The sequence below is a fragment of the Streptomyces sp. NBC_01320 genome (assembly GCF_035974375.1).
Lineage (GTDB): Bacteria > Actinomycetota > Actinomycetes > Streptomycetales > Streptomycetaceae > Streptomyces > Streptomyces yanii.
The window spans coordinates 10,199,893-10,220,228 of sequence record NZ_CP108390.1; the positions used below are offsets into that span (position 1 = coordinate 10,199,893).

21 protein-coding genes and 3 pseudogenes are annotated in these 20,336 nt (G+C 68.9%); 12 read left to right on the top strand and 12 right to left on the bottom strand.

The window, feature by feature from the left end:
• Positions 1-3: 3 nt before the first annotated feature.
• The gene (locus OG395_RS46310; RefSeq protein ID WP_327248280.1) at positions 4-1,140 is read right to left on the bottom strand and encodes an aminoglycoside phosphotransferase family protein; all 1,137 of its coding nucleotides are present in this window, start codon (positions 1,138-1,140) and stop codon (positions 4-6) included.
• Positions 1,141-1,371: 231 nt separating this feature from the next.
• On the opposite strand from OG395_RS46310, the gene OG395_RS46315 reads away from it, so the two are divergent.
• Positions 1,372-2,868: a DNA-binding protein NsdB gene (locus tag OG395_RS46315; RefSeq protein WP_327248281.1), complete on the top strand. Its 1,497-nt coding sequence runs from the start codon at positions 1,372-1,374 to the stop codon at positions 2,866-2,868.
• Positions 2,869-3,004: 136 nt separating this feature from the next.
• On the opposite strand, the gene OG395_RS46320 is transcribed toward OG395_RS46315, so the two are convergent.
• On the bottom strand, positions 3,005-4,447 hold the full coding sequence (locus tag OG395_RS46320; RefSeq protein ID WP_327249680.1) for a PP2C family protein-serine/threonine phosphatase: 1,443 nt from the start codon (positions 4,445-4,447) through the stop codon (positions 3,005-3,007).
• 319 nt (positions 4,448-4,766) lie between these two features.
• The gene (locus OG395_RS46325) at positions 4,767-5,060 is read right to left on the bottom strand and encodes a hypothetical protein (RefSeq protein WP_327248282.1); all 294 of its coding nucleotides are present in this window, start codon (positions 5,058-5,060) and stop codon (positions 4,767-4,769) included.
• A 528-nt stretch (positions 5,061-5,588) separates the two neighbouring features.
• Between OG395_RS46325 and rpmG the strand changes: the two genes are divergently transcribed.
• Entirely contained in the window at positions 5,589-5,753 is a 165-nt protein-coding gene (gene rpmG, locus OG395_RS46330; protein WP_327248283.1) for a 50S ribosomal protein L33, read from the top strand.
• A gap of 59 nt (positions 5,754-5,812) precedes the next feature.
• A complete protein-coding gene (locus OG395_RS46335) occupies positions 5,813-6,073 on the top strand; it encodes a type B 50S ribosomal protein L31 (protein ID WP_327248284.1) in 261 nt (86 codons plus the stop codon).
• Positions 6,074-6,235: 162 nt separating this feature from the next.
• On the opposite strand, the gene OG395_RS46340 is transcribed toward OG395_RS46335, so the two are convergent.
• Entirely contained in the window at positions 6,236-6,913 is a 678-nt protein-coding gene (locus OG395_RS46340) for a YoaK family protein (RefSeq protein WP_327248285.1), read from the bottom strand.
• Positions 6,914-7,408: 495 nt separating this feature from the next.
• On the opposite strand from OG395_RS46340, the gene OG395_RS46345 reads away from it, so the two are divergent.
• On the top strand, positions 7,409-8,200 hold the full coding sequence (locus tag OG395_RS46345) for a VanZ family protein (RefSeq protein WP_442818679.1): 792 nt from the start codon (positions 7,409-7,411) through the stop codon (positions 8,198-8,200).
• A gap of 42 nt (positions 8,201-8,242) precedes the next feature.
• Here the strand turns inward: OG395_RS46345 and OG395_RS46350 are convergent.
• Both OG395_RS46350 and OG395_RS46355 read right to left on the bottom strand, forming a co-directional pair.
• Positions 8,243-8,500 (bottom strand): annotated as a pseudogene (locus OG395_RS46350) (transposase); the annotation flags it as partial.
• Positions 8,500-8,883, bottom strand: a pseudogene (locus tag OG395_RS46355) (cellulase family glycosylhydrolase); the annotation flags it as partial. The pseudogenes OG395_RS46355 and OG395_RS46350, both read right to left, overlap by 1 nt.
• A 210-nt stretch (positions 8,884-9,093) precedes the next feature.
• Between OG395_RS46355 and OG395_RS46360 the strand changes: the two are divergent.
• From OG395_RS46360 to OG395_RS46380, 5 genes and pseudogenes are all read left to right on the top strand, one after another.
• The gene (locus tag OG395_RS46360; RefSeq protein WP_327248287.1) at positions 9,094-9,867 is read left to right on the top strand and encodes a DUF4389 domain-containing protein; all 774 of its coding nucleotides are present in this window, start codon (positions 9,094-9,096) and stop codon (positions 9,865-9,867) included.
• A 279-nt stretch (positions 9,868-10,146) separates the two neighbouring features.
• A pseudogene (locus OG395_RS46365) lies at positions 10,147-10,317 on the top strand (IS256 family transposase); the annotation flags it as partial.
• A 157-nt stretch (positions 10,318-10,474) separates the two neighbouring features.
• Positions 10,475-10,894 carry a YciI family protein gene (locus OG395_RS46370; RefSeq protein WP_327248288.1) on the top strand — a complete coding sequence of 140 codons (420 nt, stop codon included), beginning with the start codon at positions 10,475-10,477 and terminating at the stop codon, positions 10,892-10,894.
• Positions 10,867-12,198: an RNA polymerase sigma factor gene (locus tag OG395_RS46375; RefSeq protein WP_327248289.1), complete on the top strand. Its 1,332-nt coding sequence runs from the start codon at positions 10,867-10,869 to the stop codon at positions 12,196-12,198. Before OG395_RS46370 ends, OG395_RS46375 begins: the two co-directional genes overlap by 28 nt.
• Positions 12,199-12,939: 741 nt before the next feature.
• Entirely contained in the window at positions 12,940-13,455 is a 516-nt protein-coding gene (locus OG395_RS46380; protein WP_327248290.1) for a DinB family protein, read from the top strand.
• Between the two features lie 128 nt (positions 13,456-13,583).
• On the opposite strand, the gene OG395_RS46385 is transcribed toward OG395_RS46380, so the two are convergent.
• The gene (locus OG395_RS46385) at positions 13,584-14,126 is read right to left on the bottom strand and encodes a MarR family winged helix-turn-helix transcriptional regulator (protein WP_327248291.1); all 543 of its coding nucleotides are present in this window, start codon (positions 14,124-14,126) and stop codon (positions 13,584-13,586) included.
• A gap of 148 nt (positions 14,127-14,274) precedes the next feature.
• Between OG395_RS46385 and OG395_RS46390 the strand changes: the two genes are divergently transcribed.
• On the top strand, positions 14,275-14,817 hold the full coding sequence (locus tag OG395_RS46390) for a YceI family protein (RefSeq protein WP_327248292.1): 543 nt from the start codon (positions 14,275-14,277) through the stop codon (positions 14,815-14,817).
• A 14-nt stretch (positions 14,818-14,831) separates the two neighbouring features.
• Here OG395_RS46390 and OG395_RS46395 read toward each other — a convergent pair whose 3' ends face one another.
• Both OG395_RS46395 and OG395_RS46400 read right to left on the bottom strand, forming a co-directional pair.
• Positions 14,832-15,551, bottom strand: coding sequence for a hypothetical protein (locus tag OG395_RS46395; RefSeq protein WP_327248293.1), 720 nt, complete (start codon positions 15,549-15,551; stop codon positions 14,832-14,834).
• 149 nt (positions 15,552-15,700) lie between these two features.
• Complete coding sequence (locus tag OG395_RS46400) at positions 15,701-16,012, bottom strand: HIT domain-containing protein (protein ID WP_327248294.1); 312 nt, start codon at positions 16,010-16,012, stop codon at positions 15,701-15,703.
• Between the two features lie 202 nt (positions 16,013-16,214).
• On the opposite strand from OG395_RS46400, the gene OG395_RS46405 reads away from it, so the two are divergent.
• Positions 16,215-16,955, top strand: a complete 741-nt coding sequence (locus OG395_RS46405; RefSeq protein ID WP_327248295.1) for an SDR family oxidoreductase — start codon at positions 16,215-16,217, stop codon at positions 16,953-16,955.
• Between the two features lie 299 nt (positions 16,956-17,254).
• On the opposite strand, the gene OG395_RS46410 is transcribed toward OG395_RS46405, so the two are convergent.
• Together OG395_RS46410 and OG395_RS46415 are read right to left on the bottom strand one after the other, a co-directional pair.
• Positions 17,255-17,989 (bottom strand): DUF2625 family protein, encoded by a 735-nt coding sequence (locus OG395_RS46410; protein WP_327248296.1) that lies wholly within the window; start codon positions 17,987-17,989, stop codon positions 17,255-17,257.
• Between the two features lie 128 nt (positions 17,990-18,117).
• A complete protein-coding gene (locus OG395_RS46415) occupies positions 18,118-18,351 on the bottom strand; it encodes a hypothetical protein (RefSeq protein WP_327248297.1) in 234 nt (77 codons plus the stop codon).
• A gap of 478 nt (positions 18,352-18,829) precedes the next feature.
• Here OG395_RS46415 and OG395_RS46420 point away from each other — a divergent pair, with 478 nt between their 5' ends.
• Complete coding sequence (locus OG395_RS46420; protein ID WP_327248298.1) at positions 18,830-19,303, top strand: hypothetical protein; 474 nt, start codon at positions 18,830-18,832, stop codon at positions 19,301-19,303.
• A gap of 312 nt (positions 19,304-19,615) precedes the next feature.
• Here the strand turns inward: OG395_RS46420 and OG395_RS46425 are convergent, their stop codons facing one another.
• Positions 19,616-20,248: a class I SAM-dependent methyltransferase gene (locus tag OG395_RS46425; RefSeq protein ID WP_327248299.1), complete on the bottom strand. Its 633-nt coding sequence runs from the start codon at positions 20,246-20,248 to the stop codon at positions 19,616-19,618.
• Positions 20,249-20,336 lie beyond the last annotated feature (88 nt).

Consider the following 20,336-nt stretch of genomic DNA (forward strand, 5'->3'; position numbering starts at 1 on the left):
GCGTCAGCGAGTGCCGACCGCGGCACGCACCGCCCGCCGGGCCATCGCGCAGTCGTCATGCAGCCGACGCAGCAGCAGCCGCTGCTCCTCGCCCGACGGCAGCGCACCAGGCCGGTCCTGAATCCCGACCGTGGCCACGCCCTCCCGCATGGCCCGCTGCACCGCCGTCTCGTACGTACGGATCTCCCGTGTCAGTACGAGCATCAGGTTCACCAGGAACGCATCCCGCGCCGCAGGCCCTGCTGCCTGCGCCAGCTGGCTGATCTGCCGCCGCGCCACCGGCGCGTCACCCAGCACCGTCCACAGCGTTGCCAGGTCGTACCCCGGCAGATACCAGCCCGCGTGCTCCCAGTCCACTAGGACCGGACCCGTGGGCGACAGCAGGATGTTGGAGAGCAGGGCGTCACCGTGGCAGAACTGCCCCGTGCCCTGGCGGCCGCCCGCATGCGCCAGACCGTGCAGCAGCTTCTGCAGGTCACCCAGATCACGGTCGGTGAAGAGCCCCAGCTCGTGGTAGCGCGCGATGCGGGATGCGTAGTCCAGCGGGGCGTCGAAGAGCCCAGTGGCCGGTCGCCACGCGTTGACCCGGCTGATCGCGCCTAGCGCGGCCCGCACATCGGCGCGGGGCGGAGCCTCCGTCGGGTGCCTCATCAGCGCCGCCACCCGTCCCGGCATCCGCTCGATGACCAGGGTGCAGTTCTCGGGATCCGCCGCGATGAGCCGCGGTACCCGGACCGGCGGGCGGTGCCGGACGAACGCCCGGTATGCCGCTATCTCGTGGCGGAACCGCTCGGACCAAGCGGGGGAGTGGTCCAGTAAACACTTGGCGACCGCCGTCGTGCGCCCGGTCGTGCCGACGATGAGAACCGAACGCCCGCTGCGTCGCAGCACCTGGACCGGATTGAACTCCGGGCAGATCCGGTGCACGGAGGCGATCGCCATCCTCAGCTGTGCACCCTGCGGGCCGGACAGGTCCAGCCGCCCGCTGAGGGGGCCGGCACCCGGTACCGCCGGCCTCCGGGGCCGGACCGTGCCGGGAGCCGGCGGTGCGGCGCGGCGGTCGAGGTACGGTCCGCCGCCCGCCCCCAGCGGACGCAGCGGCCGGGGCGGGGCGGACACGGAGGACGATGCTGTGTACATGGGCGAGACAGATCCCTTCGTGCGCCGACAAGTTGCGTGCACCGCCCCGGCCGGCGGCCGTTCGGCACCCTGGGGAGTACCTAGGGCTGCCGGACGGGGTGGCGCTTTCCTACCTGACACCGGATCGCGGGTTGCGGACCATCTGGCGGACCCTGGCGAACCCTGGCGAATAGTCGCAACGCATCTGACAGAGGGTTAGTGTCAACACAGCCGAGAACCTGGGGGCTTGACGTGACCGGACAACCCAACACCCGCCTGTCTGACCTGTTCGGCCTTGCCGGCTGGTCCAAGGGCGAACTCGCGAGAATGGTGAACCGGCAGGCGGCGGCCATGGGCCACCCGCAGCTGGCCACCGACACCTCGCGGGTGAGGCGTTGGATCGACATGGGGGAATCCCCACGCGATCCCGTGCCCGAAGTGCTGGCTGCCCTGTTCACCGAGCGGCTCGGTCGTGTCGTGACCATCGAGGACCTCGGGTTCGGTCGGCGCGGGCGTGTGGGGAAGCGGCGAGAGGTCGGGACGCAGGACAATCCCGACGGACTGCCGTGGGCGCCCGAACGGACGGCAGCGGTCCTCACCGAATTCACGGGAATGGACCTCATGCTCAACCGACGCGGCTTGGTGAGCGCGGGCGCCGCGCTCGCCGCAGGATCAACCATCACCGGCCCCATGCACGACTGGCTGCACACCGACCCCGTTCTGGCGGCCGATGCTCCACGGATCGACGATCCCTTCCACGTGGACCAGGCCGGTTTCGACCGGTACGAGGCCGCCCCCATCGGATCGGAGGAGATCGAGGCGCTGGAGCGGTCCGTCGAGGTGTTCCGCGCCTGGGACGCGTCCCGGGGCGGCGGACTCCAGCGCAAGGCCGTCGTGGGCCAGCTCAACGAGGTGGGCGGCATGCTCGCCTACCACCACCCCGACCATCTGCAGCGCCGCCTCTGGGGCGTCGCCGCCAACCTCGCTGTTCTCGCGGGGTGGATGTCCCACGACATCGGTCTGGAACCCACCGCCCAGAAGTACTTCGTGATCGCCGCCCATGCGGCGCGCGAGGGAGGCGACCGCCCGCGCGCGGGCGAGGCGCTCTCCCGGGCGGCCCGTCAGATGGTCCACCTGGGCCGTCCCGACGACGCCCTGGACCTGATGAAGCTGGCCAAGTCCGGCTCAGGGGACATGGTGCTGCCACGCACCCAGGCGATGCTGCACACCATCGAGGCGTGGGCACAGGCATCCATGGGCCGCGGGCAGGCCATGCGCCGTACACTCGGCCAGGCCGAGGACCTCTTCGTATCGGACAAGGGAGATGTGCCGCCGCCCAGTTGGATGCAGATGTTCGACGAGGCGGATCTGCACGGCATGCAGGCGTTGGCGTTCCGTACGCTCGCCGAGCACGAGCCGGCCGCGGCGATCACAGCCCAGCGCCATGCCAAGCAGGCACTGGAGCTGCGCGTCAACGGGCGCCAGCGCTCCAAGATCTTCGACTACATCTCGCTCGCCTCGGCGTGCTTCATCGCCGACGACCCGGAGCAGGCCGACCGTTACGCACGGCTTGCCCTGGTGTCGATGGGAGAGACCTCCTCGCACCGCACCTGGGACCGACTGCGCGAAATGTACCGGCTCACCGGTCAGTTCGCGGGATACGCGAAGATCCAGGACCTGCGCGAGGAGATCGAGCTTGCCTTGCCGCAGAGTTCGATCATCAAGCGACCCAGGCGTTCGGAGATCTGATCGGCCGACGCCGCGAAGAGGAGGGGCGCCGACAACCCACCGCCGAGCACGGCATGCGTAGGGGGCTCGTCCGTCTGCGTTCCTGTGCCGTGCTGTGATTCGCGCTGCTGTCGTGCTCCGGCGGCCTACCGGGCGTTCACGCCCCGATGCGGGCGACCAGCACGCATGCGTCGTCCAGGCGCTCGGTCACGCCGAACTCCTCGACGACGATACGTACGCACTCCTGTGCCGTATGGGCCTCGGCGAAGCGCGGTGCGAGACCGGGCAGTGCCTCCGGGCCCGCACCCCGGTCACTGCGGCGGGTCAGTCCGTCGGTGTGCAGAACGAGCACATCACCGGGCAGCAGGTGCACTTCGTCCTGCTCGTACGCGACCCCGGACGCGGCACCGAGCAGGACCCCGTCCGGCGGGGGCAGCGGGCGTCCCGCTCCGTTGCGGAAGAGCAGTGGTGCGGGGTGGCCGGCCTGCGACCAGGCGAGAGTGCCGGTCGCCGGGTCGAAACGGCAGCACACCGCGCTGCCGAGAGCGGGCTGGGCCGACGATTGGAGTAACTGGTTGAGATGGCCCATCAGAGCGCCCGGCTCGATGCCGGCGACGGCCATGCCGCGCAGTGCGCCCAGCAGCATCGCCATGGCTGTGGTGGCGGGGATGCCATGACCGGTCAGATCGCCGACCGTGAGGAGCGTTCTGCCGTCGGGCAGCTCCAGTGCGTCGTACCAGTCGCCGCCGATCAGGGCGCTGGAGTCCGAAGGCAGATAGTGCGCCGCGACATCCAGTGCGCCGGGTCCCTGTTGCGGCAGGCGCAGCGAGCCGCGCCACGGGGGCAGCACGGTCTCCTGCAGCTCGACCGCCATCCGTCGTTCGGTCTGCGCCATGTGCTGCTGGCGCCGGATCGACTCACGGGTCCGGCCCACCACGCGCTGGCTGCGGCGCAGTTCGCTCACATCGCGCAGAACCGCCCACATGGAGGCGGTGCAGCCGTCCGCGTCGAGGACGGGCTCGCCCATCATGTGCAGGGTGTGCATCCGTCCGTCGGCCCGCAGAATGCGGAACTCGCCGTCTATCGGTTTCCCGTCGACCAGACAGGCCGTCACCAGAGAGGTGAGCAACGGCTGATCCTCGGGAAACAGCACGGACGGAAGCTCGTCCAGCGACAGTGGTCCCGCCTGTGGGGACCGGCCGAAGATCTGGAAGAGCTCCTCCGACCAGCTGACCTCGTCGGTCAGCAGATTCCACTCGGCGCTGCCCACACGGCTGAGCAGTGAACCGGGCTGCGGCTCGTCGAACGGCTTCTCCTGGGCGGGCTCCGACTCCTCGGCGAACTGCTCCGCATCCCCCGGCGGCAGACCTTCCTTCAGTTGTCCCAGATGCGCGCCGAGATCGTCGAGGTGATGGACAGCCAGTTCGCAGAGCGCACGCTGCCAGCGCAGTTGCGGATCGTCCTCGTCGATCAGGACGGCGTCGCGCCGCACCGCGTCCATGTCGCCGCGCAGCCGAAGGGTCCGGTCGATCAGCACATCGACGGCATCGCGTTCGGGCGGCTGCGGGGCGGGGCGGTCCGCGGACAGATGGGGCGGCATCTCGTACTCCGATACAGGCACGGCACGACCAGGTCTGAAAGGTGACCGATGACGACTGTGGCACAGGCTGAGGAAGCCCGTAAGCGATTTGGCAACACTCGATACGTAGTTGCATCTGACATATGCCATAGGCTGCCTGGGTGGCGGATTTTCCGAACAGCCTTGCTGTCGAAGAGTGTTGATGCAAGTCATCCGGCGTGTGCGGCGCCGCGCGCGCCGGAGTGCGCCGGGTCCCGCGGGTCGTGCCGCACCCGGTCCGGGCATATGCGAGGAGCCCCTGTTGACGTGCAGGGGCTCCGGGAGCCGATGGTGGCCTCGGCTAACAGACGGCGATGCGCCCGTACGAGCCGACCTTCCACTTCCATTCCAGGGTCTCGCCCGGGAACGTGGTCCAGCACTGCTTGTCCGGACCGTTGTTGATGACCAGCTGGATGTGCATGTTCTTTCCGCAGTTGTTGGTCGTCCGGGCCGTCTTGTTCTGCTTGACGACCTCACGCGCGATACAGGCGGGCGCGGTGTCACCCGCGGCGGCCGCCGGGCCCGCCGCGGTCAGCGTGGCCGCAGCGATCAACGCCGTGGCGGCCGCGGTCGTCAGGGTGTTCTTGAAGCGCATGGGTGTCGTTCCTCCGGCAGTCGTTGCTGTGCTGGGCACAGTGATCAACGAGCGTCGTCGCTCTTCGTGGCGCCGTCCGCGAAGGGCGACCGATGGGGCGCCGCCACCTCCTGCAACACCTGACCCTGCGCCTCCGGTGCGAGGTTCGCAGCCACCCCTGGCCGAGGCCGACATCGAGCCTGCCGTGCGAATATCCGCGCGGCGACGGACACGCTGTGGAAGCCGAGCCCCTCGGCGGCGCTCGCGACGGTGGCCACGGCTTCCGGGCCCGCGTGCGGGCCGAAGGTGGGGAGGCTGATGCCTGGGCGAGGGGTGCGCACGGTGGATCTTCTCGGGTTCGTCGGGGGTGTCTGCGGGATTGCGGTACCCGACATTCAAGACCGGCGCCGCACCTGACCCTGATCGCTGCGCGCCGGTGTCCGGGGCGGGAATGTCACCGGACCCACCCGCGTTACAGCAGCAGAACGAAAACGACACCCATTCCCACAAGCTTGGAATTGGGGTCGGCGGAAACGACCGGAGGTGCCCATGGCACGCAGTGAAACCCGCCCCGTCGTCACTCTGAGGTCGACGGCCGGTACCGGGCAGACCTATGTGACCCGCAAGAACCGCCGCAACAGCCCCGACCGGCTGGTGCTGCGCAAGTACGACCCCGCCGCAGGGCAGCACGTCCTCTTCCGCGAGGAGCGCTGACCCGTCGAGCCCGACCGCCAGTAGCAGGCCCTCCTCTCAGCAGCAAGGAAGGAACGCGCATGAAGCCCCGCATCCACCCCGTCTCCCGTCCGGTCGTCTTCCGTGACCGCGCCGCGGGGGTCGCTTTCCTGACCCGCTCGACCGCCGACTCCGACCGGCGCGTGGAGTGGGAGGACGGCGCCAGCTACCCGGTCATCGATGTGGAGACCTCGTCGGCGAGCCACCCCTTCTACACCGGCACTCATCGCGTGCTGGACACGGCGGGCCGGATCGAGCAGTTCCGGCGCCGCTACGGGACCACGGCGCCCGTCGGACGCTGAGGCTCGTGTGTCGCGTCACAGTGGGCGGTACGGATTCGAGGGAACGGAATTCGATGGTTTATCGTTCACCTATATGTGGATGACGCGCACAGCGCCCACCCCCAAACTGCCCCGGCTGGATTCCCCCGATCCGGCCGGGGCCTCTCTCTGTCCGCCCGCCCCTCACTTCCGTGACGCGCGCCCCGGCACCACTTCGACCAGCAACGCACCTGCCGCCGGCACCGCCGCGACCATGGCTGCGGCGGCCGGCCAGAGCCGTACCGCCAACGCCGTGACCGCCGCACCCGCCACGACGGCGAGAAGTCGGCCGATCACCCAGCCGTCCCCCTCGCGCAACGCACCCAGCGCCACGCGGCTGACGAGGGATGTCAGCGTGCCGGTGAAGTAATTGGTCGGCGTCGGGCGGATACGGCCCTGAATCCCCATCGCCAGGGCAATGATCGCCAGCAGCCCCAACCGGTCCCTGTCGGACGTGACCAGGTCGAGCCCCCACACCACGGCTCCGGCCGCGAGCAGCGCCACCTCGACCAGCAATATCACCGACAGCCGGTACCGCAGCCGCTCACTCATCCACGCACCGCACGTGACCCCGCAGCCATACGCGACGAGCGCGGTCACGACACGCAGCGCCACCCCGTCCTCCCCGGCACCGGCGGCGGAAACACCCAGCAGCACCAGATTGCCCGTCATCACCCCGGCGAAGACCTGGCCGACGCAGATGAAGGCGAACGCATCCGCCGCCCCGGACGCGGCGGAGAGCAGTATCAGGACCCATTCGCTTCGCGGATCGCGCACGGAGCCCGTGCTGGGCCGGCCGATGGGCACAGTGGGAGTGGACACGCCTGACACCCTAGGGTTGGGTGGTGTGAACAGACACATACACGTCGCGTGATTCCACAACTTCCGCGACGTCGGCGGATAGCAGGGCGCCGTCGGCGTCATGCGCTTCTTCCTGGCGGATCCCGCCGCAGCCCACGCTCCGTACGCGGCTGAGCGGCCACCGGCTCGGCGTGGACGACGAATGGGTGGCCACGCTGCGCCGTAACCGCCTCGAACCGGCCGGGACCCGTCAGCCGGCGGAGGGCGGTACGGGATATGCGTCGCCGCCCAGGACGCGAAAGCGGAGGGCCAGCGCGCCCAAGACCGTTCGGGGCGTGCCGGCGAGACAGGACGCACTCCTGCCCACTGCCCAGGAACGGTACGGAGTCCGGCCGTTCGGGGTCCGACAGGGACAGCGGATCGTCAAGCGATCCTGCCCCGTCCTTTGCTGGCCCGCTGGGGCATGGAAGGCCGTTCCCCAGGTGTGGTTGTGGTCGATGAGGGCATCCGGGTGCCATGACTGCAGAGGTGAACCGTACAGAGCGGCGACGGAGGGTGTGGGGAGCCACGCTGCTGCGTGCACTCGTGCTGGTGGCTGCCCTCGTGGCCCTGACCGCCTTCTCCTTCGCTCTGGCGAAGGTGACGCTGACCCCGTCATCGGCGTCGGAGGACCTCGTCCGGTCCAACCTTCGGCCGGGAAGATCGCTGCGGCAGTACGCCGAGGACTACACCTTCCTCGCGGCCTGCAAGCAGGCCGGCGGAAACCTGCTGCTGGGCGTCCCGTTCGGCATCCTGCTGCCGATTCTTGTGCCGCGCCGGCTCCGGATGCTGCGCATGGTCATGCTGACGGTGACGGTGATGGTGGTGATCGAACTCGTCCAGGGCGCCCTGGTCACCGGGCGCGCCTTCGACATCGATGACGTGATCCTCAATACGAGCGGTGCGCTGCTCGGATATCTGCTGGTGGGGCGGCGGATCAGCCATCGCTATCACGTGCTGGCGAACGGAACGACCAGGGCGGAGGCGGCTGCGGAGCCGAAGGCTAAGCCTGGTACCCAGCCGAGGTCCAAGCGGAAGCCTGCGTCGAGATCCGAGCCGAAGTCCACGTCCAAGCCGACGCCCAAATCCAAGTCGAAGCTGACCTCCACGTCCAAGTCCAAGTCCAAGTCCAAGCCGAAGCCGAAGCCGAAGCCGAAGCCGAAGTCCAAGCCCAAGACCCGGAGCGGGGCCGCGACCGGCCGAAGCGCGTCCGGGCTGGTTGCCTCCGGACGCGCCCTGTTCGGCCGGCTGCTGACCCGTGACCGGTGATCGGTGAGCCGGGCCCGGGCGGGGGAGCGCCCGGACCCGGCCGAACTGCCAGTCCACGTGACGTTGGTCGGTGTTGGTGGCGTTCTGCCAGGCTGAGAGTTCGGTGTTGAGGTTGTCGAGGTTGCTGATCCGGCGGTCGAGGCATTGCCGGGTCAGCGCGGAGAGTTCGATCTCGGCGATGTTGAGCCATGACCCGTGTTTGGGTGTGTGGTGGATCTCGAGGCGTTGGGCCAGGGCGAAGGCCTCTTCTGGTTCGAATGCCTCGTACAGTGAGGCGATGCCGTGGGTGTCGAGGTTGTCCAGGCCTGGTCGACGGTCGAGGTGGCGCGGTCCGGATACGGCTCGTTGAACAGGTCGAACGCGACGGCCCGGTCGTCCTTGAAGGTCGAGGCGACAGACGACCAGAAGGCCGGGGTGTACTGGGCGTCCGGCATCGGCTTCTGGCAGCTGGCGTGCACGTCGGAGCAGCCCGCCGAGTTGCCGGTGTACTGGCCCCAGGTCCAGTGCAGTTCCACGAGGGGCGTCATGCCGTGGTCCTCGACCCGTTCGACCAGTTCCTTCACGGCGCTGATGTAGGCGTCTCCCGCGTACTGCGGGTCGACGTTGGCCGTGCCGAGCCGGCACTCCTCATTCAGGGGGATACGGACGGTGTTGGCGTTCCGGTCGGCGATCGCCTGTACGGACGTACGCCGACCTCCTGGCGTGACGTGACCGCATGACGACGGACCCGGTCATCGGGGGACGACCGATGGCCGGGTCCCGCCCGGTCCGGCGCGGCCCGTTCGGACACCCGATCGGCCCGTGGCCGATTGCGGGCCCCCACCGGCGGGCCGAGCGTGGGGTGACGTCGTAGGTGCCGATGGCGTACGCACCATCCGCCGAGGAGGAGCGACATGGCTGACGCCCGATGGACGGGCCCCAGGGGAGCGGACGTGGGGGAGTGGCTCCCTGTGCTCGACCTCGTCGAGCCGGCGAGGCAGCGCCGGCTCACGGTGCTGGTGCGGCTGCTCCTGCTGATCCCGCACTTCATCGTGTTGTTCTTCCTCTACATCGCGGCCTTCTTCACCACCATCGCGGGCTGGTTCGCCGCCCTGGTCCTGGGGCGGCTGCCCGAACCGGTCTTCCGCTTTCTCGCCGGATATCTCGGCTACCAGACGCGGGTCGGCGCGAGTGCGATGCTGCTGATCGACCGCTATCCGCCGTTCGCCTTGACGCCGCCGCCGGACTATCCGGTCCAGATCGAGCTCCGGCCGACGGAACTCAACCGGCTGGCTGTCTTCTTCCGCCTGATCCTGATGATTCCGGCAGCGGTCGTACAGGGGCTGGCCACTTCCGGCTGGTGGGCGCTGTCCTTCATCTGGTGGCTGATCACACTGATCCTGGGGCGCATGCCCCGGCCCCTCTTCGAGGCCTCGGCCGCGACACTCCGTTACGAAATGCGCTTCTACGCCTACTTCATGATGCTCACTCCGGCCTACCCCAAGGGATTCTTCGGCGACGAGGTCCTGTTCGTACCCGAGCAGCAGCCCCGTTCCGCCACCCGGCCGCTGATCATGACCGGAGCGGGGAAGGCCCTGCTGATCCTCTTCCTGGTGGTGGGCGTGGCCACGAACATCACCACCTCCGCCACGACCGACTGGTCCTCGGACAGCACGGACGAGTGGTGAAAGGGGGTGAGACTGGTAGGGGACGTTGACCGGGGGGCTGTATTCCTCACCAGAATGTGAGTGCCTGTCACTGTATATGCCCATTCTCCTGGCCCTTGGAGGGAGGGACGGATGACGGTCAGGAGCTGTGCAGCCAGATACGGGACCGTAAATCCTTCGGTGTAACTCCTGGTCAAGGAAGACGCATCGACGGCCAGTGACAACGTGACTGAGGCCGAGTCCGTCGAGGCGGCTGAGCCGCAGCCGGCGAAGGGGTTGGACGACCAACTGATCGACGAGGCCCGCGGACACTTCCCCAACGAGCAGGCCGCACTCAAATGCGTCTACATGGCCATCATGTCCCTGGACCCCACCGGCAAGGGCCGAGCCCGCTGGACCATGTGCTGGAAGACCGCACTCAACGCCCTCGACATCACCTTCGACGGCCGCCTCTCCGCAGCCCGTCAGTAAACCCAACCACCTTGGTTACAGCTCGTTTGAGAGACCCCAACCCCAAGTCGGGGTGAAAAGAATGGTCCGCGTTCTTCTGCCGTGTCGATCTGCGGCTGCCTCGTTCGACCTTGGAGTGAGAGGGTCGAGAGGCGCCCCGATAACAAGGAGATCGAAGATGGCGAAGTACATGCTGATCATGCGAGGCACGGACGAATCCGTTGCGAAGATGATGGAGACGCCCTTCGAGCAGATGCTCGAGGCGGTGGGTCGCTTCAACGAGGAGATGATCCGGGCCGGCGTGCTCGTCGCCGCCGAGGGCCTGGATGACCCGGCCCAGGGCGTGGTGCTCGACTTCAGCGGCGAGACGCCGGTGGTCACCGACGGTCCGTACGGCGAGACGAAGGAACTGTTCGGCGGCTTCTACGTGATCGACGTGGCTTCGAAGGAGGAGGCGGTCGAGTGGGCCAAGCGACTCCCGGCGATTGCCGGATCGAAGTGCGAGATCCGCCGCGTGCCGGGCATCGACGAGTTCCCGCAGGACAACGAGTGGATCATCAAGGAGCGGGCGTGGCGCGAGCGGACCGGCCAGCTCTGACACGCGCGGCCACCGGTGGCCCGCTGAGCACCGAGTCGGCCCGGCGGACCGTCGAGGCCGTCTGGAGGATCGAGTCCGCACGGATCATCGGTGCGCTGACCCGCTTCACCGGGGACTTCGAGCTCGCCGAGGACGTCGCGCAGGAGGCGGTGGCGGAGGCGCTCGTCACCTGGGCGCGCGACGGTGAGCCAGCGAATCCGGTGAACTGGCTGCTCGCGACCGCGCGGAGGCGCGCCATCGACAGCTTCCGCCGCCGGTCGGCACTCGACGAGCGGTACGCCACGCTCGCCGGCCAGCTAGCCGAGGGTGAGGCGAGCTCGGGCGCGGCGGCCCCCAGGGGTCGGTCGGACGACCTGCCGTGGGATCCCGACCGGGTCGACGACGACGTCCTCGCGCTGATGCTCGTGGCCTGCCATCCGGTGCTCTCGCCGGAGGCCCGTGTGGCCCTGACACTGCGTGTGGTCGGCGGCCTGGCGAGCGAGGAAATCGCCCGGGCGTTCCTTGTGCCCGTGCCGACGGTCCAGGCACGGATCACGCGGGCGAAGAAGACGATCGCCGCGGCGGGAGTGCCGTTCGAGCTACCGCCGTCCGAGGAACGGCGCGAGCGGCTCGGCGGTCTCCTGAGCGTGCTGTACGTGATCTTCGCGGAGGGCTCGACGGCGACGACGGGTGACTGCCTGCTTCGTCCCGATCTCGCGTACGAGGCGATCCGGCTGGCCCGGATGCTGGCCGCCTTGCTGCCCGATGAGCCGGAGGTGCACGGGCTGCTTGCCCTGTTCGAGCTCACGGCCGCGCGCTTTCCCGCCCGCACCGGGCCCGATGGCGAGGCTGTGCTCCTGGACGATCAGGATCGGCGCCTGTGGGACCAGTCGGCGATCCGTCGCGGTCTGGCCGCGATCGGCCGAGCGTCGGCTGTCGGGCGCGGCCTTGGACCTTACGGGCTGCAGGCAGCGATAGCCGCCTGCCACGCGTCGGCATCCTCGGTGCCGGAGACCGACTGGGAGCGTGTCGTGCTCCTCTATGAGGCGCTCGGCCGTGTGGCTCCGTCACCCGTGGTCGAGCTCAACCGGGCCGTCGCTGTCGCGATGGCGAATGGACCACAGCGGGCGCTGTCCATTGTGGACGAGCTGGTCGCCTCCGGCCGCCTGTCGGGGTCGTACCTGCTCCCGAGCGTGCGCGGCGAGCTACTCGTCCGGCTCGGCCGGACCGCTGAGGCACGGGGCGAGCTGGAGCTCGCCGCCCGGCTGTGCAGCAACGTCCGCGAGCGGTCGGTACTGCTGCGCAAGGCGGCTGCGCTGGCGTGAGATCGGTCCGCTTCCCGCTGTCCGGGCAGGCGGACCCCGGTTCCAGTGACTGGCGCACCGGGTCGGCGATGTACTCGCGCAACGCCGGCTCGTGGTTCACGCGGGCGGAGACGACGGGACGGGTGTGTCGACGTCGACGTCGAGGGCCGCGGGCGCGGTATGCATGAACCGTTCACGAATCGCCCCGCGCACACCGACCGGCCCGCGATGCTCGCGCCGGCGGGCGACGTTGCCGGGCTGAAGATTCTCGATGTGGGCTGCGGGGCCGGCACTACGCGGCCGAACTCCTGGCGGGTGGTGCCGAGATTGTCGGAATCGACGGGAGCGCAACGCTCCTGAGTCACGCGCGGGAGCGATTGGGCGACCGGGGCGAACTGCGCATGCACGATGCGGAGAAGCCGTTGGCAATTAACTGCCAACGTATGCCGCTGGAAACGTTCCTCAACGAGCTGCCGGCTGCCGGATTCATGCTTGAAGGATTCGTCGAACCTCGCCCAACGCCTGGCCTGCGAGAACTCGACGAAACCGCCTACAACAAGCTCCACCAGGCTCCGTGCTGCATCGCTGTCAGGCTCCTGCGGCCTGACAGCACTCAATCCGTTGCCTCCCCGACAAACGCGCACGGTCACTACCCCGTCTCCCAAGCGCCAGAACTGGTGACACGTGAATACGCGAGCTCACCAGTATCAAACCCCCTGAAAGCCCTGGCAGGATCCGCGGGCCGACAGGCATGATCGTTCGATGACATGGACAGCGCCAGACGCAACGCGCAAGCCGGGATCCCTCGTCGCCGGTGAGCGGGAGATGCTCACGGGATATCTCGCATGGTTCCGCAGCACCCTGCTGCAGAAGTGCGCCGGCCTGACCGGTGAGCAGCTTGCCGAACAGACCGTACCGCCGTCCAACCTCACCCTTCTCGGGCTGCTTCGCCATATGGCCAAGGTCGAACGCACCTGGTTCCGGGAGCGTTTCGCCGGCCAGTCGCTCGACCCGATGTACGACCCCTCCAGGGGCAAGGACGCGGACTTCGAGGACTTGGACGCGGCGTGCGCCGCCGACGACTATGCGCGCCTGGTTGAAGAGTGCCGACTGGCGGACGCCGTCATTGCCGACGCATCGCTCGACGACACTTTTGTCCACGGCGGCGAGGTCTTCTCGCTGCGCCTCGTGCACGTCCACATGATCGGGGAGTACGCGCGCCACATCGGCCACGCCGATCTGGTGCGGGAGCGGCTGGACGGGGTGACGGGGGCCTGAGGCGGCGCCGAACGACGAGTGTCCAGTCGGATCGGGGCGGTTCGGACCGGCTGTGCGGAGGACTGTTCGGCCTCCCGGGAAGTCACCCGGCCGTTCGAGTGACCTGGTGACCTGCGTGGCCCAGGTCCTCAGACGACGCCGCTGATCCCCGTGTCCTGGTGTTCCGTGTGCGGCCGCGCCGTGCACGGCCCGGGAGCCGGATCGAGCAGGGCGATGTCGCCGGCCATGGCGGCGAAGCGGCCCTCGCTGATCCCGGCCGCCGCCATCCGGCGCCGCAGGGCCGCCGCCAGGGCCGTGGAGGCCTCGGCTGCCGCTGCCAGGCCCGCAGGCGTGAGGGCGGCGTACGTCACCCGGCGGTCGGCCCGGGAGGGCCTTCGCTCCACCAGGCCCGCCTCGCTCAGCCGGTCGACCACCTTGGTGGTACCGGCGGTGGAGAACCCCATCAGCTGGGACAGCTGATTCATCGGCGCGGCATGGTCAGGCACCGTCAGCAGGTACCAGAGCACCTGGACCGACGAGGAGGCGGAGTGTGAGGCCCGTTCCACGTCCTCCAGCAGCTGATCGCCCAGCCGTCGCAGCCCGCTGTGCAGGGTGTTCCACTGCAGCAGTAGTGCTGCGTCTTCGGCCCTGGGGCAGCCGTCCGTCTTTTCAGCCGGTGTGGTGTCTGCCATGGGTCCGGTCCCCCACCCTTCCGACGTGCAGTGATCTCTGCAAGAGTACGTCAACGCGCTAATATCTCACTGGCTACCTAATTGCCAGCGTTAGGTTTACTCTTCAATCAAGAGCAACGCCGCCACCTATCTGGAGAGCTCTGATCTCATGACCAATCCCGCCGAGACCACCCCCTCGACCGAATCGGCCGCCACCGGCAGCTGGACCCTGGACCAGGACGCGACCACCGTCGCGCTGCGACACAAGACGATGTGGGGTCTCGTCAACGTCAAGGGCGCTTTCACCGGCGTCACCGGCGAGGGCGAGGTCGGCGCCGACGGCTCCGCGCATGGCTCCGTCACCCTCGACGCGACCTCCCTCGACACCGGCCACGCGAAGCGTGATGCCCATCTGCGCTCGGCCGACTTCTTCGACACGGACCGCTACCCGACGCTCGTCTTCACCGCCGACAGCGCCACCCCCGATGCCCGCGGCAACGTGGAGGTGGCCGGACGGCTCACCGTCCACGGCACGACCCGGCCGCTCGCCTTCTCGGCCCGCACCACCGAGTCCACCGCGACGGCGATCACCCTGACCGCCGAGATCGACGTCGACCGTGCCGATTTCGGGCTCACCTGGAACAAGGGCGGAATGATCAAGGGACCGGCGACCCTCGCGCTCACCGTCCGATTCGTACACCTTCCGGCCTGAGCAGGTGCGTTTCGTCAGTGCTCCCGCTCGCCGCACACGGCGGGAAACACCACCGCGTCCGCCGGCAGCGCCCCGGGCGGGACACCGACGACACGCAGACACGCCTCGCAGCTCGCGTTCACGGGCGGATATTCGACCCGGACCGCATCGAGACCGGTGACACCGTCGGCGGTGTGCAGTTCGGCGGGGTGGGAGCCGTCCGGAACGGTGCCCGCCAACACCCCGAAGGCCGACGTGTCGCTGCCCGCCCCGACACAGTCGTCGATGACGAAGCGCCAGTGCCCGGCCGCGTCGGCGAGCAACGACGTGCCGGCCCTGCCGTGACCGGCGAGCAGCTCGCGCCGCGCACGGATGTGGTCGGCGAGTGCACAGCAGACCGGGACTGCCGCGCCGTACGGTGTGCCGATCCGGGTGTCCCCGGCGAACGGGTACGACGACAGGGCCTCGTCGAGCAGACCCAGCGCCGCCCGTCCGGCCGACGGGTGCCCGGCCTCCACGATGTCCAGGAGGATCGGCGCCGCGATCACGGCCGCAGGGAACACGGCCCCGCTGTGGCCGTGCACCAGGCCGCCGCCCGCGAGCCGCGATGCCGCTTCCGCCACGGCCACCAGCCCTGCGGCGGACGCGAGATCGCGCAGCCCGGACGCGGCGTCGCCCGGCCGGTACCACCCTGCGCGGCCCGGCACGGCGGCCCAGTCCACGGCATCGATCGCGTCCAGTACCCCCGTCAGCACACCGGCATCGTCCCACGGTTCACTGCTCGGCGGCATTCCGTCAGGCCGGTGGGGACTGACACCGGTCTGCTGTTGACCGCCGGCGGTCTGTCCCTGTCCCCAGTGCTGATGGCCCTGTCCACGGGACTTCGCTCAGCCCGTGCGGTCCGTCAGTCCGGGGAGACGAACCGGGCGACACCGTCCCCGGCAGCGATGTGAAGGTGCAGGTGCCGGTTGCGCTGCTCATCGCCGAGCGTGGTCAGCACCTGGCAGCCCCCATGCCGGGCGACGACGTCGCGGGCGGCGGTCCGGACGACTTCCAGCAGGTGGGCGGCCAGGGCAGCGTCGAGTTCGAGAAGTGAGCGCACATGGTGCTTCGGCACCACGATGACGTGGTCCTTGCCGAATCCGGGCCGCCGGTCCGTCGTGCGCAGCCCGTGCGCGGCCGGCCCCCACGTGGGCCCAACCCGGAGCGGCTTCACGCCGGTGCTCCCGCTTCCAAGGCGTCACCGCGCGGTCGTACCGTCCGTGCTCCGCGTCGTGCATCGCGTCATGTCGCATCCGGCCGTCCCAGCACCATGCCCGAAACTACGCCCGGTGCGGCACGGTTTTGGTGGCAGGGCGGCGCTGAGGTACGACTTGCTGCGTCGTCACCATCGCATCAGAAGCCACGGGAGGCAGCGCATGTCACGTTCGGTCACCATCGTCACGGGGGGAAGCCGGGGTATCGGCGCCGCCACGTGCCTCCGCTTGGCAGCTGACGGGCACGATCTGGTGTTGGGATACGTCAAGAACGCGACGGCCGCCAAGGAGACCGCGGACGCGGTGCGCGCGGCGGGAGGACGCTGTGTGACCGTTCAGGTCGACACGTCCGAAGAGTCCGACGTCGAGCGGTTGTTCGACACGGCGACGGCCGAACTCGGCGCGGTGACCGGGCTGGTCAACAACGCCGGTGTGACGGGCCCGCTGGGACGGCTCTCGGACGCCCGCACCGCAGATCTGCGACGCGTGGTCGAGGTCAACCTCCTCGGTTACCTGCTCTGTTGCCGCAGGGCTGCACGCGACATGGCGGCGCTGGGCTCCGGCGCCATCGTGAACGTCTCCTCCGCGGCCGCGACCCTCGGCAGCCCCGGCGACTATGTGCACTACGCGGCGACAAAGGCGGCCACCGATGCACTGACTGTCGGCCTGTCCAAGGAACTCGGCCCGATGGGTGTCAGGGTGAACGCCGTCGCCCCCGGCATCACGAACACCGAGATGCATGCCGAGATGGGGGACCCCGACCGGCCCGCGAAGTCCGCCTCGCAGATCCCGCTCGGCAGGCCCGGCGAACCGGACGAGATCGCCGCCGCCATCGCGTGGCTGCTGTCGGCCGATGCCTCCTACACCACCGGTACGGTGCTGAGGGTCTCCGGCGGCCGCTGAACCGATGCGGTGCCCGCGCAGAGGGCCGTGGGCACCGGCATGGTCCAGGGATTCACCGCGCGGTCCACGAGCGGCCGCGTGGAGTCGCTTTGCCTCCCTGGGAGACCGCGCTGGGGACAGCCGGAAGAGGTGGGGCGCCGGCCACGCCGTGGGTAGGGTGCCGCCGCGCCCTGCACCCGGTCGACCGGTCAACCCGTCGGGTCGGCCGGTTGCGTGCCGCTCGTACCCTCACGTGAGTGGGTGCCACACTCGCGAAGCGTGTGAGCTGCATCCGCAGCGACACGACCTCTGCGCCTGCCTCACACGTCCGCAGTCCCGGGGTTGCCGAGAAAACCGGGGTCGCCGGATCCCAGCTGGAGACCGAATTCCTTACTGAGGCCGAGCAACTCGGACATGGGCACCGGCTTGCGGTGGGTTGCCGCGAGATCGTTCTGCGCTTCAGCCGACCAGAGGAAGGGGTAGACCGTCATGCCCACGGTCGATGGAAGACCCATGATCTCCTCGCGCCAGCCGGGCCAGCGCAGGCCCTCGTAGAACTGATCGAGAGCTCCCGAGAGCAGCCATTCCAGCCAGGCCGCATACCCGGCCTCCAGAGGTTCCCATTCCATCGTGTCCGGGGCGAAGTAGATCATTTGCCCCGGCTCACCCGGACGCCCGAGGTCGGCGGCGTCGGAGCTGTTCAGTACGAAGACTCCGCCCAGGATGTCGTGGGCCACGACAAGGCCTCCGGCAGGGCGCCAGGCGGGATCGACCGCCGGTGGAAAGCCATTGACCTCTGCCAGGCCGGGCATCCGGCGCGACCCGACCCCGCCGAAGACCCGCAGCCATCCACCGTCCAGCAGCAGCCCGCCGCAGTTCACCACCATGGATCCGAGGAAGGACCGCGTCGTCACCTGCAGCTGCTCAAGGCCCGCAAGACTGCGATCCGGGTCGGCCGACAGCACCTCCGGCCGTGACGGACTGGAACGGAACAATTCCTGGAGGACCGGCCAGGCGGGATCGTTCACATGGGTCAATTCGGTCAGCGATCGCACCTTCACATGATCGCAGTCCCCAGTGGCACATTGTTGGCCGGGTTCCCTGTCCGGAAGGGCTCGGACGGCCCAGGAAGAACGTTCGGGGTCCGGCCCCTCGCTGAAGGGCGGGACCCGTTCACGCCGGCTCAGACGATGTACTGCACGTACAGCGAATACCCCACCGCGTAGTTGCCGGTACAGCTGTACGAGCTCGCACCGTCGTAGTGCACGTACATCGCGCCGGTGTTCTGGCAGTCGGACAGGAACCGGTACGTGGCGATGTACGTCCCGCTCGCCGCCTCTGCCGGGCTCGCCACCGCGGTCGCCATACCCATCGATGCCGTTGCCGCGAGCGCCAGGCCCGCAATCCGTCGTGTCATCCTCGACATGCCCCACCCCGTTCGTCTGCTGATCGTGTGCGAGCCCTCATGCTCCCCACCGAACGGAAGGAGCGTCAAGATCCCTTGTACGGTGAACAATTGAGTCACACTCGAATTCCGCGTCCGAGCGCCCGATGAGGAAGCTCCCGGGGCCGACCGGATCTGGGCGCGCGCACCCGAAAGCGGTACGGGGCCGGGCGTGGTAGTGGGCTCAGGCGTCGAGCGGCGGATACACGGAGGGCGTGCCGGGGTCCCGGACAATGTCAACGCCGCTTCGCGACGCTGGGCTGCGCCAAGCCATTCCTGGTGCGCGTTACATTCACGCGCAACGTGACGTGGACGGTCGGGCAGGCGGGCAGCACCACGGAAGGGAACGATGTTTACAGGTAGGCGAGTAGCCGGGCCGCGGGGCGGCGCAGTTGACCGGCGGGCCGGGCGCGCTGTTGCGGCGGTTGCCGCTCTGGCCGTCTGCGGCCTGTTGACCAGCTGCGGCGGTGAGCTTCAGCAGGCAGAATCCGCAGGCACGGGCGCTCCACGCGTCGATGCCGCCGGGAAATCCGACCAAGGCATCCGGCGGGACAAGAAACTTGTCGGCGAGTGCTTCCCCGAACTGGGTGACTTCGAGGCGGTGGTGTGGAAGGGAGAGATTCTCGGCGACGCCCGGTCGGTGGTGCCCGGCCCCTCGGACTTCCAGGTCTCCGGAGTGGTCCATCTCAGAGACGGTGACGCCGCGAGACTGCGGCGGGACTACGCATGGAAGTCCGAACCAGGTACGCCAGTGGTGCTGTCGGATATCCGGCCCGAGGTGCCGAAGGGCGCCGACTGGCAGACGAGCGAGGACTTTACGGTCGACGTCACCGATGACCGCTACGCGGCCACGTTCTACGCGGACTTCGACCGGAAGATCGTAGTCTTCGACGCCCGGAACCCGGAGCGCCACAAGAATCCGTAGATCGTTGCCTTGGTCCTGCCGGTCCGTTGCTGTCGCAGCCGCGGACCGGCAGGGCTCTTGCGGTGCTTCGGACAACCGCGGACCTGGGCAGCGGACAGCAGCTCGGGTTTCCCGGGAAGGGCTATGCCGCACCTTCGCAGAAGGCGGGTTGAGCGATAGGGGCGACCCGTCCGACTCACCCCGTAGGTCATCGTCTCAGGTCCCCGTCGACGCCTCACTCGACATGGTGCCGTCCGCCCACGTCCTTCGGCGCGCCGCGCCGGAGGGCCACCGCCCCTACGCGGGCCAGCATCCGTCGATCATTCCCGTGCGTCAGAGGCGCACGCAGTGCAGGAAGAGGTGCGGCTCGGGTACCGCCTCAGGGTGGGACGGGGTGAACACACTGTTCTGTTCCCACTGGACCGCCAGACCTGCCCCGGTCACCACCGAGGTGAACTCATCGGCGCCGAAGCTCGTCACGTGCACCTTCTGGCCCATGAATACGGCGCCGACATCCTCCACATCCAGCGGCACCGTCGCCACGACCAGGTGCCCTCCGTGCCTCAGCGACCGCCCGAGCCGCCGCAGCAGCCGTGACTGTTCCTCTCGCGACATCTGCAGGAGCGAGAAATAGACACAGACCGCGTCGAAACTCTCCTCCTCCAGCGCCAGTTCACGGATGTCGGCGCACTGGAAGGTCGCTCCAGGCACCTGCCGGGCCGCGAGGTCCACCATCACCGGCGAGACATCGACCCCCAACACGTCATGACCGGCGTCGGCCAGGCTCTGTGCGGTCGGCCGGCCTGTTCCGCTGCCCACGTCCAGGATCCGGCTGTGCGGGGCGAGTCGGGTCAGTAGGCGTTGCAGCGAGGCCCGGTGCGCCGCCGAGCCGGCGAAGGCTCGCTCGTAGTCGGCGCCGAGAGCGTCGAAGACCGTCGCGGCCGTGGGGCGGAGCTGGTCATCCATCGAGGCGTTCCCTCCAAGGGCGGACGAGCGGTTCCCCGGAATCGTTGCACCGTTCACGACAGCCTTCAACGCCCCCAGGCCGGCCCAC

Coding starts and splice junctions, on each gene's coding strand:
- OG395_RS46345 (WP_442818679.1), top strand. CDS start 7,409: ATGACTGCAGAGGTGAACCGTACAGAGCGGCGACGGAGGGTGTGGGGA.
- OG395_RS46310 (WP_327248280.1), bottom strand. CDS start 1,140: ATGTACACAGCATCGTCCTCCGTGTCCGCCCCGCCCCGGCCGCTGCGT.
- OG395_RS46325 (WP_327248282.1), bottom strand. CDS start 5,060: ATGCGCTTCAAGAACACCCTGACGACCGCGGCCGCCACGGCGTTGATC.
- OG395_RS46380 (WP_327248290.1), top strand. CDS start 12,940: ATGACATGGACAGCGCCAGACGCAACGCGCAAGCCGGGATCCCTCGTC.
- OG395_RS46335 (WP_327248284.1), top strand. CDS start 5,813: ATGAAGCCCCGCATCCACCCCGTCTCCCGTCCGGTCGTCTTCCGTGAC.
- OG395_RS46390 (WP_327248292.1), top strand. CDS start 14,275: ATGACCAATCCCGCCGAGACCACCCCCTCGACCGAATCGGCCGCCACC.
- OG395_RS46370 (WP_327248288.1), top strand. CDS start 10,475: ATGGCGAAGTACATGCTGATCATGCGAGGCACGGACGAATCCGTTGCG.
- OG395_RS46405 (WP_327248295.1), top strand. CDS start 16,215: ATGTCACGTTCGGTCACCATCGTCACGGGGGGAAGCCGGGGTATCGGC.
- rpmG (WP_327248283.1), top strand. CDS start 5,589: ATGGCACGCAGTGAAACCCGCCCCGTCGTCACTCTGAGGTCGACGGCC.
- OG395_RS46360 (WP_327248287.1), top strand. CDS start 9,094: ATGGCTGACGCCCGATGGACGGGCCCCAGGGGAGCGGACGTGGGGGAG.
- OG395_RS46425 (WP_327248299.1), bottom strand. CDS start 20,248: ATGGATGACCAGCTCCGCCCCACGGCCGCGACGGTCTTCGACGCTCTC.
- OG395_RS46320 (WP_327249680.1), bottom strand. CDS start 4,447: ATGCCGCCCCATCTGTCCGCGGACCGCCCCGCCCCGCAGCCGCCCGAA.
- OG395_RS46415 (WP_327248297.1), bottom strand. CDS start 18,351: ATGACACGACGGATTGCGGGCCTGGCGCTCGCGGCAACGGCATCGATG.
- OG395_RS46385 (WP_327248291.1), bottom strand. CDS start 14,126: ATGGCAGACACCACACCGGCTGAAAAGACGGACGGCTGCCCCAGGGCC.